Genomic DNA, 13,709 nt, shown 5'->3' on the forward strand with positions numbered 1-13,709 from the left:
TCTGCTTCTGAAACTTTTTTTCAATTTCAAATAATTGAATGTTAAGGAATTAAAAATTAGTTGTAAAAACTTTGAAAAAAATATTTGCAAGAAATATTAAAAGTCGTACTTTTGTGACACTAAAAAATACGGTGGCTGTAGCTCAGTTGGTTAGAGTATTGGTTTGTGGTGCCGAGGGTCGTGGGTTCGAGCCCCATCAGCCACCCCGAAATTTTAAAGCAGTTCTTTTAAGAACTGCTTTTTTTGTTTAAAATATTTATTTACAGTCGATTATAAGCTATGTTTTCATAAGAAATACGGTTCGATGTTTTGATGTCAAAAAAGTTGATATATTCAAAAATGCTTTTGGAACGAATAGGCGTTGTTTTTGGTTCGATCCCCGTCATTGAGTGGCCTCGTAACCTACTTTTTTGGTGCAAATAAAAAATAATTTAATTCTAATCCTCTGTTTTTTATAGTCAAACTGTTTTAAGTCAATTAATTGAAAAGGCGTTGGGTAGTCTTTATAGTTTACTTTTTTTAAATTCGTTTTTCGGTTTATCAGCCTTTTGGACTTATCTCTGCTGAAATATAAAAAAGATTTTGAACTTTATTAAGGTTGGTTACCTCCGTGGGTGAATAACCAAATTGCTTTTTAAAGGCATAAGAAAAATGGGATAAGCTCTCAAAGCCAAGTTCTAAATAAATTGAAGTTGGTTTTTTGTTTTTCTTTTCAAGCTCATAGTGAGCCGCTGTAAGTCGTTTGTACTGTAACCATTGCCGTGGAGACATACCAAATGTTTTTAGAAAATCGCGTTTGAAACCAGCTAGGCTTCGTCCGGTCAATTTTGCAAATTTGGCAATGGGAACATTGAACCTGAAATTAGCTAGCATGAATTTTTCCAAATCAATTTTATGTGGTTCGGAAAAGTCGAAAAGAAAATTTTTAAGTTCTGGTTTTCCAAGCAGCAAAAGTTCAATTGCCTCTTTCACTTTTAAAATGCTTAGCGGGTTCTCAAGTGTTTTGGGTTCCTGTACATGAGGAAGCAACGAGTTGAAAAATCCTTTCAAATAGGCATTTTCAGGAAGAAGGATGTTTTTCTTGCCTTGGTATTTCGCGACGCTATCCAGTTGTTTTTCAAGCGCATATTCCCTAAGTATTTCGTCTTTCAGAATAAACATCAAGGCATTATAGTATTCGTTATTTTTTGGCGTTTTGGTGGTTTTTACAAATTGGTGTTTTCTTACCAGATATACTTCGCCTGGTCTTGCAATAATTCTATCGCCAGAGGTTTCAAAAGTCATCTCACCCGAGAGTTGCAATAATAAAACACTTTCTACAAGCAGGTTATCATATTCTGTTATCTTAGCTGTAGCTAAAGAATAGACAATGGACTCTGAAAATAGGTGTTCTGTATGCTTTTTCATCTTTATAATTCCTACTCTGGAATGCCTACCATTACAGCACTCTCTTTCCATAATCGATCTATAATGTTCTTGTCTTCTGCAAGTTGTGATGGATTGGGAAAGGTAAGTTTTCCCCGCACCAGTGAGGTGTAAATGCTTCCCTCAGGCAATACAACTTCGCCCAGTGCAAGTTCAGCCAGAGCCTCTCCCGAACGTTTTGCCGTCCCCATAAAAAATGCTGGTTTAAAAAGACTAATGACGTAAAATAACGGGCGAATAATTGATACTATCCATTTTAAAGATACAGATTGTTTACCCATTAAAGAAGTATCTCCGGTTAATCCGGGATTGAAGGCAATAACCCTAATATTCCTTTCCAGTTCTAACTTTGCCTCTAGCGCATTTGCGGTCAGTAGATTACATAATTTTGTTGCACCATAAAATGCCATTCCTTTTGGGCTATTTTCGGTTGGGTAGGCTAATTCGCCAATATTTAATGTTTTTGGGCCGAAGGGGATAACGGCCGGATCATGTGCGTCACTTGTCGTTATAACAATTTTGCTGCCCTTTGCCATATTCGGTAGGAATAATCTTGCCAACAGGTAATGAGCTAGGTGGTTAGTGGCAAATGTCAATTCAAAACCTTCTTCACTTAGCTGTTTGTTGTCGGTCGCCTTGATGCCTGCATTTAATACCAGTATGTCAATTTTCCTGTCACCCAAATGTTCTTTTATGCTTTCGGCAAAAGTACGAACGCTTTTTAAAGAGGAAAGATCCATTGGCAGAACTTGTGTTCCTGCGTGAACATCATGCTTATTTGTCCGTGCACCAATAAATATATTTGTATCAGGTAATCCTGTGAAATGCTTTAATGCTGCTGCACCAATCCCTGATGTTGCCCCGGTCATAACTATTGTCCTCATATCTTTATATTTTTATTTCATGTAAAGTTATACGCAAAAAGCTTGACCAACTTTCCTGTGTGGCTCAATTATGTGTATTATGTGGCTCATTCAAATTCTATAATTACTGATTGTTGGAACAGGATGTCTAATTTACGGTAGGAATCATTGCCTGTAGTTTTTATTGAATAGAAAAACTTACATTGTATTTTGCTAAACACTTTAATGATCTTATTAGCCCTAGTTTTGCTGGAAGAACTTGGATTTGCTGGCTTTGAGAGACTGTTGTTTGCGTTTTCCTATAAATTATTAGCGCATTTATTATGTAAATTTGAATCTGATAAAATTTATGATGGAAGAGATTTAATTATCAAACAATGATAGAGAATGACACTAAACGACTTTCAAGGCTAACTGCAATTCTGATCCAATTGCAAACGAAACGACTTTTGACAGCTTCGGAATTGGCCAACAAATTTTCGGTAAGTGTCAGGACAATTTATCGAGACATCAAAGCATTGCAGCATGCTGGCGTTCCTATTTTAACAGACGAGGGTAAAGGCTACACCTTAATGGAAGGTTATCGAATTCCGCCAGTAATGTTTACCGAAAGCGAAGCCAACGCATTGATTACGGCTGAACAACTGATCCTAAAAAATAAAGACGCTTCTTTTGTAAAAGAATATTCAGAAGCAATTAACAAAATAAAATCTGTTTTACGCAACAACACCAAAGACAAAGTAAACTGGCTTTCCAACCGAATCGTATTCAGGCAAAACTCAGGCAACAACCGAACAAGCGATTATTTGTCAGCAATCCAACTGGCTTTGACAAATTTTAACCTGATCAAAATAAGATATAATTCGTCTGATACTTGCCAAACAACTGAAAGAACCATTGAACCTTTTGCTGTTTACAGCACACAAGAAAATTGGTTACTCATTGCTTTTTGCCTGTTAAGAAAAGATTTCAGGTCTTTTCGCTTAGATAGAATTCAAAATTTTACGATACTTAACGAAAAGTTTGAACCACATCAAATGACCTTGCAAGAATATTTTGAAATCTGTAAAGAAAAATATTCTTTGCAACCCCTGACATAGGGTTGTCTCTATCCATTTTTAATTTCGTGGCTTAACAAAATATAGTTTAAAAATGGACAGAATAGACATTGAGCCTTTTAAAATAATCGGCATTTCGGTAAGAACAACGAATGAAAACAACCAGGCTGGAAAAGATATTGCAGATTTGTGGCGCAGATTTATGAATGACAAAATTTTGGAGGCAATTCCAAACAAAATTGACAACACCGTATATTCGATATATACAGATTACGAAAGTGACCATACAAAGCCTTATACTACCATATTGGGTTGCAAAGTAGCTAACTTAGAAACTGTACCTGAGGGAATGGTGGGCAGATCGTTTAACGGTGGAAACTATATAAAACTATCTGCTAAGGGAGATTTAATGAAAGGGTTGATTATCAATAAATGGTTGGAAATTTGGCAAATGAATTTGGAAAGGGTATTCACTGCCGACTTTGAAGTGTTTGGTGAGAAAGCACAAAACCCAACAGTAGCAGAGATAGATTTTTTGATTGCAGTAAAATAGAGAAAGATGATGGATCAACTTCATAACTTTTATCTGAATAAAGAGGAGCCACATAAGGGTTGTTTACTTGCATTACGCAATATTATTCTTAATCAGGATACAAATATTTTTGAAACGCAGAAGTGGGGTATGCCCTGCTTCTGTTATAGGAAAAAAATGCTTTGCTATTTGTGGACAGATAAAAAAACGGACGAACCTTACCTGCTTTTGGTAGAAGGGAAATTTCTTGACCACCCCGAATTGGAAAAAGGCGAGCGCTCTCGAATGAAGATTTTCAGAATTAATCCCCATATAGATATACCCATACGTACAATTGAAAGTATTTTACAACAAGCATTGGACCTATACCGGATGGGCATCATTAAAACCAAGGCTTAAGCCTTATTTTTTTAAAAGAATATCTACCTGTGTTTTAAAGAGTTTTCCAATGGGTACTGTATAGTTATCAATAAATAGCTGATTTCCCTCTATACTCTTGATGTGTTTTGGAACCACCATAAAAGATCTGTGTACCTGAACAAAACTATCAATAGGCATAAGTTCCGAGATGTAAGCTAGTTTTCCACGCGTAGTAATGATTTCTTCTTTGAGCACAATTTTAACATAGTTGCCCGAAGATTCTATAAACAAGATATCATCAATTATAATTTGTATGTGTTTATTATCTGAACGGAGAAAAATTCTTTCCTGTTTTGCATCGCTGACAGCATTTTGAGTGTTGGATAGTGTTTTGGGAGTATCGGCCCGTGCCTTGTTAACAGCCTTCAAAAAACGTTCGAACGAAAATGGTTTGAGCAGGTAATCAACAATGTTTAACTCATAACCTTCTAAAGCATGTTCTTTGTAGGCAGTGGTTACAATTACCTTTGGCAGATTGGGCAGTGTTTTTAAAAAATCGAAGCCTTGCAATTTCGGCATATTCAGGTCAAGAAAAATTAAATCTACTGCATTATTATTGAGGTACTCGATGGCTTCAATGGCGTCGTAACAGTCTTGCATCAATTGCATATTGGGCAATAGCGAGCAATATTTTTTGATGATCTCGTGAGCAATCGATTCGTCATCCACTATCATGTATCTCGTACTCATAAAGTAAGTTTCAAGCTAATTTTATAAATAGCTGCATGGGTAGCTATTTCTAATTCATGTTTGTTCAAATAAACCAATTCTAATCGTTTTTTCAAATTATTCAAACCAATACCTCCACTGGAAGACTGCTCCTCGGTATCAAAATTATTTTCAATTTCAAAATCGACATGCTTTAAGGTAGCTTTTAAACGAATGTAAACAAATGCACCTTTTCTAAGTTTTTCTACCCCATGCTTAAAGGCATTTTCAACCATAATAATCAGTAACAATGGCATAATTTTAATGCTCGGGTCTTCTACATCTACATTAAAGCGAATATCAATAGTCTTGTGATACCTCATTTTATGCAAATCCATGTAGTTTTCAAGATAGGTAATTTCATCCGCTAGGCTAACCCAATCCTTTTGTCCTTCGTAAATGCTGTAGCGCATCATGTCCGATAGTTTAAGGATTAACTGTTGTGCTTTAGCAGGGTTCAGTTCTACCAATCCGTACAAATTATTTAAAGTATTGAAAAAAAAGTGCGGATTAACCTGACTTTTCAGGTGCATTAATTCGGCTTGGGTTTTATCTTTTTTAAGCCGGAGAATATATTTGATCTGAATAACTAACCAGCGGATCATCCAGACAATCATCGATATGAAAAACAGTAGAATGTAGATGTGATAATCTTCTTCTTTTCCAAAAAAATCATTAAACACCACAATTAACAGTGTGGCAAAGATGAAAAAGTAAGGCACTAGCCTTTTAATAAATTGTTTATTAAATAGTTTTTGGCGTAAAGTCATGTCACAAAACTACATAATAATTTAGGCGGTATTAATGAATTGTTACAGACATACCCAGCAGCGTGATGAACGTATTGAGGGTGGTGTCAAAGTGCTTTTATCCCTCGGTACTGGCCATTCAAACCCCCACGTCATTCATCTATCCCAGTTGTTTTTTTATCCATTTTATTGCGCATAATATTGGCTTAAAATTTAATCAATTATGCAAGAACTCATCATTAGCAATCTTTCTAAAACATACCAAAACGGCATAAAAGCGCTTCAAGATATATCATTGCAAATACCCATAGGGATGTATGGCTTGCTGGGGCCAAATGGCGCAGGTAAATCTACCTTGATGCGTACTATAGCTACTTTACAGGCAGCTGATTCTGGCAGTATGCAGTTGGGGAATCTTGATGTTTTAGCACAGCCTAACGAATTGCGTAAGGTATTAGGTTATCTGCCACAGCAATTTGGCGTTTTTCCGGCATTATCTGCTGAGCTATTATTGGATCATTTAGCGGTGCTGAAAGGAATTATAAATAACAAAGAGCGTAAAGAAATTGTAAAGGCGCTACTTCATAAAGTAAACCTGCATGAAGTGCGAAAACAAAAATTGGGTGGATTTTCCGGAGGGATGAAACAGCGTTTTGGCATTGCCCAGGCATTGCTAAACAACCCCAGGTTACTGATAGTAGATGAGCCAACAGCAGGATTAGACCCGGTAGAACGCAACCGTTTTTACAATCTATTGAGTGAGGTGGGCGAAAACACCATCGTTATTCTCTCTACACATATTGTTGATGATGTGAAAGAACTGTGCTCTCGGATGGCCATTATTAACAAAGGAAAGGTACTTGTTCAGGGCAATCCCGTACAAATTATGGAAAATTTGAAGGGGAGATTGTATGAGAAAATGATACATAAAAACGAATTAGAACAATACAAAAAAGAATACCAGGTGATCAGTGATCGACTGTATTTAGGAAACCAGATAGTTCATGTGCTGAGTGACACTCATCTGGGCCATGGCTTCAAACTTATTGAAGCGAACTTGGAAGATGTTTATATGTCTCAAATTTTTAACGGTTAACCAATATACTTATGTTCTACGAATTTTTCATCTTCGAAATTAAATACCGATTAAGGCGACCGGAAACTTATTTCTTCTTTTTGCTGCTATTTTTGTTCTCGGCAGTAGGCGTGGAGTTTGTTTTTCAGGGCATAGATTTAGGATTGGTAAAAAAGAATGCGCCACTTGTGATTGCTAAAACGATGGCTGCAATTACCGGATTATCGATGATTATTGCTTCGATGATTATGGGGGTTCCGGTACTGCGTGATTTTCAGTATGATGTTACTTCACTAATTTATGTAAATCCAATCGCTAAAAGAGATTACCTGTTGGGCCGTTTCTTAGGATCTTTTGTTGTATTAATTTTTATTTTTAGTGCTGTGCTTTGGGGCATGATGATCGGAGAATTTCTGCCTTGGAACAAGCCAAACGAGTTTTTGCCTTTTGAGTTCATCAATTACCTGCAGCCCTTTATTTGGGTGGTTTTGCCTACATTATTTTTTGGTGCTGCTGTATTTTTTACCACTGGTGCACTCACTAAAAATTTGATGGTGGTGTATGCACAGGGTGTGGTCATTTTTGTATTGTTTATGATTACCAAAGGGATTACAAATGAAACCTTTCAGGCCTTATTGGATCCGTTTTCGCTCACTACCTTAACTAAAGCAACTAAAGGTTGGGGTATAACGGATAGAAATACTCTGCTTATTCCCGTTTCGGGGATTATGCTGTTTAACAAATTTTTCTGGCTAGGCTTGGGTATTTTGGCTTTGGCGATTGGCTACATCAAGTTTAAATTGATAGTTAGCAATGAAAAGGTTTCTCATAAAAAGCAACTACAAAAAGTTAAAACCACAGCGGTTATATTTACGAAATGCCTACCCTCAGTTACACCTGTTTATGATATGAAAGCAAAGTTCATTCAGCTATTGCTTAACGCTTGGTTTCATAGTTTATCTATTCTTAAGCTCATTTCTTTTTGGGCGATTATTTTGTGCTGTTTCATCGTTATTTTGGTCAATTCGGTAAGTTTGGGCACTTCTTATGGTGTAGATAGTTACCCAACTACATATTTCATTATCGAAGAGTTGCGGGAGATGTCTATTTATTTCTTCATGATTATTTTGGTATTTTATGCTGGCGAAATCATATGGAAGGAAAAGGACATAAAATTTAACCTTATTCATGATGCTACACCGCTCTCTAGTTTTGTTAATCTGAGCAGCAGATTTCTGGGGTTACTGCTTATTTATGCCATTGTGATGCTTTCGCTCATTGTTGCTGGCATTCTCTTTCAAACATTAAACGGCTATTATCATTACGAATTGGATGTCTATTTCTTCGGTTTTTTCTTAGAGCTATTTCCATTTTTGGCACTTTACACTTTTGCAGCCATTTTCTTTCAGGCACTTACGGGCAACAAATTTATGGGGATGCTCGCCACCATCGCCTTTGCCATCATCAACGTAGCTATCGGCGTATTTGGTTTAGAACATGCGTTACTTAATTTTGGCGGGCAGGCGCTGGCTAGTTATTCTGATATGAATGGATATGGTCACTTCTTAACAGCCTACCTTTGGGTAAAAATTTATTGGGTTTTGTTTGGTTTGCTGCTCTTAATTTTTGCGAGTATCTTGATGGCAAAAGGAAATGAAACAGGCTTGCGCAAAAGATGGACGAGCGGACTAAAACAAATAGGAAGATCGGTTAGGATTTTTAGTTTAGTTTGTCTAACGCTCTTCATCAGTATTGGAAGTTACATTTTTTACAATACTAATGTGTTAAATGAATTTTGGACGAAGGGTGAGCAAAGCAGTTTTAGAGCTGGTTACGAAAAGACGTTGAAGCAGTTTGAATACATGTCACAGCTTAAAATTACAGCTGTCAACCTAAAAATTGATTTGTTTCCTTCAAAGAGAGCCTATCAAATTAAAGGTGAATATCTGCTTACCAATACATCTCCAGATCCTATTCGGCAAATTCATGTGCAAAAACTATTAGAATCAAATATAACATTAACAGATGTAATCTTTAATCGCCGAGCAACAACATACAAAAAATATGAAAAATACCATTATACTATTTATCAGTTGGACCAAGCCTTAGCTCCGGGTAAAACACTAAAAATGAATTTTAAACAAAGCTTACAACCAAAGGGTTTTGAAGCTGATAATTCTGATATAGATGTAGTTGCTAACGGTACTTTTTTTGACAATGCGGTGTTGCCGAGTTTTGGTTATCAAAAAAAATATGAACTGCAAGAAGAAGACGATAGAAAAGATTTTGAACTGTTACCACGAAAGCAAAAAGCCAAGCGTAATGATGTAAGAGAATTGACAAATGCACGTAGCGGAAGTGATTCGGATGGTATTAACTTAGATGTTGTAATCAGTACAGCAGCGCCACAAACAGCACTCACTTCCGGAAATTTGGTAGCAAAATGGAATACTAATGGTCGTAATTATTTTCATTACAAAACCAATCAACAAATCATTAATTTTTATCCCATAGTATCGGCTGATTATAAAGTGATGAGAGATACTAGCATCCCTTTAGGAAATACCACAAATAAACCTGTTGATTTGGAGATCTATTACCAAAAAGGACATGAATACAACCTCAATCGTATGATGGAATCTATGAAAATGTCTTTGGGTTACTATAGCAAAAATTTCAGTCCTTACCAATATGGCCGGCTGCGTATTGTAGAATTTCCGAGATATCGAGCCTTTGCCCAATCGCTGCCAGGTATTATTCCTTTTTCGGAAGCACTCGGTTTTGTGATGGATATTGATGATCAAAAAGATGTGGATATGGCGTTTTATATTACAGCACATGAAGTGTCGCACCAATGGTGGGGTTTACAATTGGAAGCTGCAAATGTACAGGGACAAAATATGATTTTGGAAACATTGGCGCAATATTCAGCTATCATGGTATTGAAAGAAAAATATTCGGATAAAAAAGTGCAGCAATTTTTGAAGTTCCAGTCGGATGAATATAACCAAGCTAAGTTAAAGTCAGGCAAAAAAGAACTGCCGCTGGCCTTGGTTGAAAATGAAGAACACATCTACTACAACAAAGGAGCAGTTGCGATGTATCAATTGCAGCAACAAATTGGGGAAGCGAAAGTAAACAAAGCATTACAACATTTTCTAAACGATTGGCGCTCTTTTAACAAGCAGAAAAAGTTAAATCGCTATGCTACAACAATAGAACTCATTCAGTATTTTCGCGGCGTAGCTCCGGATTCTAAACAACATATGATAACCGATTTATTTGAAAGGATAAAGCCTTTGAAGCAAGCTGCTAGATAAAAATTAAACAATATGATGTACGAAGACAATTTTACAATATATCCCTATAATGAATAGTATCGGTGAGAAGTTTTGGCAATTTGGGGAAAATCTGTTCTTGTTACACACAACTTTTTGTCCCCAACTGATTTTGAAGAAATTAAAGAATTAGTAACTAATATAAATTTTAATGACTTTCAAGTTTTTGTTCGGTATACGAAAATACTGTAATAGGTTTTATCGGCGTTGCCGAAAGAAAAGTTGAAATGCTCTTTTTACACCCTAAATATTTTGGACATGGGATTGGAAAGAAATTGTTAGGTTTTGCTAAATATGTATCTTAATAATAAAGCTGTATTGATGCTTTTTAATCTATTTAGCACATCTAAATCCAGTATTTTCCAAGCCTGTATCGGGCGAAGACTTCATCCTTGATGTTGTTCGATAACCTTCACAATAAGATGCATGACACATAAACGAACCACCTCTGGTTACTCTTTTACTCGTGTTTGGCTCTTCTGGATCGAAACTTTTATGAGGTCCTTTAGGTTTATTAGCAACCGTTCCCTGAAATTGGCTGTAATAATCCGGAGTGTACCAATCAGCTACCCATTCCCAAACGTTACCAGCCATGTCATACAATCCAAAAGCATTTGGCTTAAAATTCGCAGTAGGAGCGAGGCCTTTGAAACCATCCCATGCGGTATCATTGTTTGGAAAATTTCCTTGCCAGGTATTGGCTTTTGGCTTACCCGCTTCAACATCTTCATCGCCCCAAGCATATTTTTTATCCTTCCCGGCTTTAGCTGCATATTCCCATTCAGCTTCTGTTGGTAAGCGTTTTCCCGCCCATTTGGCATAGGCTGCTGCATCTTCCCAAGAAACGTGAACCACAGGGTAGTTTTCCTTTCCTTGTAAATTACTACCCGGTCCTTGCGGATGCTTCCAGTTGGCTCCCGGAGTCCAGCTCCACCATGCAGTGTAATTATCCAACCTAACGGGTTGGCTGGGTGGGGTAAATGTTAACGAAGCTGCAACAAGCAGGTAATCATCTGGTTTTCGTGTTCCTTTTGGTAGTTGTTTTTTCAATTCTTCCCAATCAGGTTTCCTTTCGGCCATAGTTTTGTAACCAGTTACCTTTACAAAGGCTGCAAACTGGGCATTGGTTACTTCTTTTTCGTCCATCCAAAATCCATCCAATTTCACTTTATGAGCCGGATATTCATCATTCCTTCCCCCTGCAGATTTTGAACCCATTGTAAAGGTTCCGCCTTCAATCCATCTCATGCCTGCTTTGCTGGTATTTTTAGAAGAAAATATCGTATCACTAGATCCAGCGGTTTTTACACCATACCGACTTGGTAAATTGCTGTGACACGATGTTATATCGGTAACATGTTTTTCTGGCGTTTTGGATTTTGGCTTGCATGAATAACAGCCAAGCCAAATAATAAAACTGATTAAAATTAAAATCTTCTTATTCATTTATATTTTTCAGGAGTTATTAATTATTTTTTTTTTGCCTTGCAGCCATTATACCTCTAATTTTATCAAAAGATTCTACTCCAGCTCTCAAGGCCCATTTCTCGTAGGCAGCAGACATAGCTACCACTTTATCTGGTATAGTACTTGCAAGATCATTTGTTTCTGATCTGTCTTTCAGTAAATCGTAAAGTTGCCATTTTTTTGGTTTTCCTGCTTCATATTCGCAAACGAGTTTAAAATTGCCATGCCTTACAGCTGCATTGCCTTCGTGTTCCCAAAAAATAGGCTCTTCATGAACCGATTTTTCATTCCCTTGGATAATTGGCATCAGGCTTTTTCCTTCCATGGGTAAAATTGAATTCCCCTTAAACTGAGTTGGATATTTTGCGCCGGAAATGTCTACAATCGTTGTCATAATATCTGGAAGAAAACCATATTGATCAGTAAATTTTCCTTTTGTTGCACTAGAGATGCCTTTTGGATAATGTACGATTAGAGGGGTACTAATTCCACCCTCATTTACCCAATGCTTATATTTTTTAAATGGTGTATTGGAAACATTCGCCCACGATTGCCCGTAACTGAGTAAATAGCCACGTTTGGATCCCAGATTTTCTTTCAGGCCACCACCTAATTGCCCCCCTTCGGCACAGGCTCCATTATCCGCCAAGAAAAGGATTAAAGTATTGTCCAGTTCTCCAGCCTTCTCTAACATTTTAATTATTCGCCCAATATTTTGATCCATCCTGTCAATTTGAGCAGCGTAGATCGACATCCTGAAATCCATTTCATCTTTTTTCTCTGGCGTTAGTTTATCCCAGTCTACACCGTCTTCATCCGTTAAATTTGCCACTGGAAGAATCACGCCCATCCTTTTCATTCTGTTGTAGCGCTCTTGTCTCAACTTTTTCCATCCTATTTTATATTTACCCCTATATCGGTCAATATCCTTTTTAAAGGCTTGCAAAGGCCAATGCGGACTAGTGTACGCGAGGTACATAAAAAATGGAGCATTTGGTTTTCGACTGCTCTGCTCCATAAAACTAATGGCATTATCGGTAATGGCATCGGTAAGGTAAAAGTTATCTCCATCTGGTTTTACTTGCTCATTCATAAATGTTAGTCCTCTTGATCCGGTGGGTTCAAAGTAATTCGTTGCGCCTGCAAGAATGCCGTAATATCTATCAAAGCCCCTTTGCAATGGCCACCTTTGGGATCCACTATATCCAAGATGCCACTTTCCAGACATAAACGTTTGGTAGCCTGTATTTTTCAAAACTTCGGCAATGGTTATACATTTGTTATTCAAAGCACCTTGGTAACCTGGTAAATTCATTTGGTAGGCGGTGCTGTCTTCGGGGTCATTTGTCATGTGGCCAATACCTGCCTGGTGAGGATAAAGGCCTGTCATTAGTGAGGCTCTTGTTGGGCAACACCTTGCCCCGTTATAGAATTGCCTAAAGCGTAATCCATTTGATGCCAGGCGATCCAGGTTTGGTGTAGACACCTCACCACCATAGCAGCCTATATCCGAATAACCCATATCATCGGCAAGGATAACCAGGATGTTTGGTGCCTTATCTATTTTTAATCTTTTTTTAAAAGAATTGGAAGTTGTAAAAGATGCCCCGGTAATAAATAAAGTTACCACAGTGGCAAAAGCAATTGATAATTTTGTAATGTACCTCATCATTATTAAACGTTTAAAATTAATTTGCTAAGCTGGGAGCGTTTTAAAGAGATTAATTTTTTTTCTAGTACTTTTATAAAGTGTGTCTAGCGTTTTACTCATGTGAAATTGATATCTTAAATATGTATTTTGATCTCGTCCCTTTCGGAAAAAGTATTATTGATTGGGTTGAATAATGATTGATTGTAAAATGTGTCGTTAATGAATGCTGCAAATTCTTGAATTATGATGAATTGTTTGAATTCGTAAGAAACGGAATGCGTTTGATCATGAAATTATATTTGGTTTTGCTTGAAACCTGAAGCTCCGTTACAAATTAAGCCAAACGGTCTGAACGTTTTTGATCAATATTTGGCCTATTTGTCTCATTTATAGGAATGGAAGAAAGTCTTTGTTCAGAAAATA

Annotated in this window: 12 protein-coding genes, 1 tRNA gene and 1 pseudogene; 8 read left to right on the plus strand and 6 right to left on the minus strand. The window is 37.0% G+C overall.

Features of this window, described 5'->3' with window-relative positions; genetic code table 11:
- Positions 1 to 131 precede the first annotated feature (131 nt).
- Positions 132 to 205, plus strand: a tRNA-His gene (locus EYS08_RS06305).
- Positions 206 to 540: 335 nt separating this feature from the next.
- On the opposite strand, the gene EYS08_RS06310 is transcribed toward EYS08_RS06305, so the two are convergent.
- Positions 541 to 1,407 carry a helix-turn-helix domain-containing protein gene (locus tag EYS08_RS06310; protein WP_131029211.1) on the minus strand — a complete coding sequence of 289 codons (867 nt, stop codon included), beginning with the start codon at positions 1,405 to 1,407 and terminating at the stop codon, positions 541 to 543.
- An 11-nt stretch (positions 1,408 to 1,418) separates the two neighbouring features.
- Positions 1,419 to 2,309 (minus strand): SDR family NAD(P)-dependent oxidoreductase, encoded by an 891-nt coding sequence (locus EYS08_RS06315; RefSeq protein WP_208745796.1) that lies wholly within the window; start codon positions 2,307 to 2,309, stop codon positions 1,419 to 1,421.
- 204 nt (positions 2,310 to 2,513) lie between these two features.
- Here EYS08_RS06315 and EYS08_RS25670 point away from each other — a divergent pair, with 204 nt between their 5' ends.
- The 4 genes from EYS08_RS25670 to EYS08_RS06330 are packed head-to-tail and all read left to right on the plus strand — an operon-like array spanning position 2,514 to position 4,277.
- Complete coding sequence (locus tag EYS08_RS25670) at positions 2,514 to 2,669, plus strand: hypothetical protein (protein ID WP_165456390.1); 156 nt, start codon at positions 2,514 to 2,516, stop codon at positions 2,667 to 2,669.
- A complete protein-coding gene (locus EYS08_RS06320) occupies positions 2,666 to 3,388 on the plus strand; it encodes a helix-turn-helix transcriptional regulator (protein WP_131029213.1) in 723 nt (240 codons plus the stop codon). The genes EYS08_RS25670 and EYS08_RS06320 overlap by 4 nt, the downstream gene beginning before the upstream one ends.
- A 52-nt stretch (positions 3,389 to 3,440) precedes the next feature.
- The gene (locus tag EYS08_RS06325; protein WP_131029215.1) at positions 3,441 to 3,899 is read left to right on the plus strand and encodes a GyrI-like domain-containing protein; all 459 of its coding nucleotides are present in this window, start codon (positions 3,441 to 3,443) and stop codon (positions 3,897 to 3,899) included.
- A gap of 6 nt (positions 3,900 to 3,905) precedes the next feature.
- On the plus strand, positions 3,906 to 4,277 hold the full coding sequence (locus tag EYS08_RS06330; RefSeq protein ID WP_244215868.1) for a DUF1801 domain-containing protein: 372 nt from the start codon (positions 3,906 to 3,908) through the stop codon (positions 4,275 to 4,277).
- A 3-nt stretch (positions 4,278 to 4,280) separates the two neighbouring features.
- Here the strand turns inward: EYS08_RS06330 and EYS08_RS06335 are convergent, their stop codons facing one another.
- Together EYS08_RS06335 and EYS08_RS06340 are read right to left on the minus strand one after the other, a co-directional pair.
- Positions 4,281 to 4,988, minus strand: coding sequence for a LytR/AlgR family response regulator transcription factor (locus EYS08_RS06335; RefSeq protein ID WP_131029217.1), 708 nt, complete (start codon positions 4,986 to 4,988; stop codon positions 4,281 to 4,283).
- Positions 4,985 to 5,776, minus strand: coding sequence for a sensor histidine kinase (locus EYS08_RS06340; RefSeq protein WP_131029218.1), 792 nt, complete (start codon positions 5,774 to 5,776; stop codon positions 4,985 to 4,987). Before EYS08_RS06340 ends, EYS08_RS06335 begins: the two co-directional genes overlap by 4 nt.
- Positions 5,777 to 5,978: 202 nt before the next feature.
- Here EYS08_RS06340 and EYS08_RS06345 point away from each other — a divergent pair, with 202 nt between their 5' ends.
- The 3 genes and pseudogenes from EYS08_RS06345 to EYS08_RS26615 all read left to right on the plus strand — a co-directional run.
- Positions 5,979 to 6,851 (plus strand): ABC transporter ATP-binding protein, encoded by an 873-nt coding sequence (locus EYS08_RS06345; RefSeq protein ID WP_131029219.1) that lies wholly within the window; start codon positions 5,979 to 5,981, stop codon positions 6,849 to 6,851.
- A 572-nt stretch (positions 6,852 to 7,423) separates the two neighbouring features.
- The gene (locus tag EYS08_RS06350; protein ID WP_208745797.1) at positions 7,424 to 10,150 is read left to right on the plus strand and encodes an ABC transporter permease/M1 family aminopeptidase; all 2,727 of its coding nucleotides are present in this window, start codon (positions 7,424 to 7,426) and stop codon (positions 10,148 to 10,150) included.
- A 194-nt stretch (positions 10,151 to 10,344) separates the two neighbouring features.
- A pseudogene (locus EYS08_RS26615) lies at positions 10,345 to 10,473 on the plus strand (GNAT family N-acetyltransferase); the annotation flags it as partial.
- A 28-nt stretch (positions 10,474 to 10,501) separates the two neighbouring features.
- Here the strand turns inward: EYS08_RS26615 and EYS08_RS06360 are convergent.
- Complete coding sequence (locus EYS08_RS06360) at positions 10,502 to 11,614, minus strand: formylglycine-generating enzyme family protein (RefSeq protein WP_131029221.1); 1,113 nt, start codon at positions 11,612 to 11,614, stop codon at positions 10,502 to 10,504.
- A gap of 19 nt (positions 11,615 to 11,633) precedes the next feature.
- Positions 11,634 to 13,307: an arylsulfatase gene (locus EYS08_RS06365; RefSeq protein ID WP_208745798.1), complete on the minus strand. Its 1,674-nt coding sequence runs from the start codon at positions 13,305 to 13,307 to the stop codon at positions 11,634 to 11,636.
- Positions 13,308 to 13,709: the final 402 nt, after the last annotated feature.

Source organism: Pedobacter kyonggii (assembly GCF_004310665.1).
GTDB classification, from domain to species: domain Bacteria; phylum Bacteroidota; class Bacteroidia; order Sphingobacteriales; family Sphingobacteriaceae; genus Pedobacter; species Pedobacter kyonggii.

What these genes read in the sequence shown, in the direction of transcription:
- EYS08_RS06360 (WP_131029221.1), bottom strand. Translation starts at nt 11,614, where the DNA reads ATGAATAAGAAGATTTTAATTTTAATCAGTTTTATTATTTGGCTTGGC.
- EYS08_RS06325 (WP_131029215.1), top strand. Translation starts at nt 3,441, where the DNA reads ATGGACAGAATAGACATTGAGCCTTTTAAAATAATCGGCATTTCGGTA.
- EYS08_RS06315 (WP_208745796.1), bottom strand. Translation starts at nt 2,309, where the DNA reads ATGAGGACAATAGTTATGACCGGGGCAACATCAGGGATTGGTGCAGCA.
- EYS08_RS06340 (WP_131029218.1), bottom strand. Translation starts at nt 5,776, where the DNA reads ATGACTTTACGCCAAAAACTATTTAATAAACAATTTATTAAAAGGCTA.
- EYS08_RS06335 (WP_131029217.1), bottom strand. Translation starts at nt 4,988, where the DNA reads ATGAGTACGAGATACATGATAGTGGATGACGAATCGATTGCTCACGAG.
- EYS08_RS25670 (WP_165456390.1), top strand. Translation starts at nt 2,514, where the DNA reads ATGATCTTATTAGCCCTAGTTTTGCTGGAAGAACTTGGATTTGCTGGC.
- EYS08_RS06330 (WP_244215868.1), top strand. Translation starts at nt 3,906, where the DNA reads ATGATGGATCAACTTCATAACTTTTATCTGAATAAAGAGGAGCCACAT.
- EYS08_RS06310 (WP_131029211.1), bottom strand. Translation starts at nt 1,407, where the DNA reads ATGAAAAAGCATACAGAACACCTATTTTCAGAGTCCATTGTCTATTCT.
- EYS08_RS06365 (WP_208745798.1), bottom strand. Translation starts at nt 13,307, where the DNA reads ATGATGAGGTACATTACAAAATTATCAATTGCTTTTGCCACTGTGGTA.
- EYS08_RS06345 (WP_131029219.1), top strand. Translation starts at nt 5,979, where the DNA reads ATGCAAGAACTCATCATTAGCAATCTTTCTAAAACATACCAAAACGGC.
- EYS08_RS06320 (WP_131029213.1), top strand. Translation starts at nt 2,666, where the DNA reads ATGATAGAGAATGACACTAAACGACTTTCAAGGCTAACTGCAATTCTG.
- EYS08_RS06350 (WP_208745797.1), top strand. Translation starts at nt 7,424, where the DNA reads ATGATTACCAAAGGGATTACAAATGAAACCTTTCAGGCCTTATTGGAT.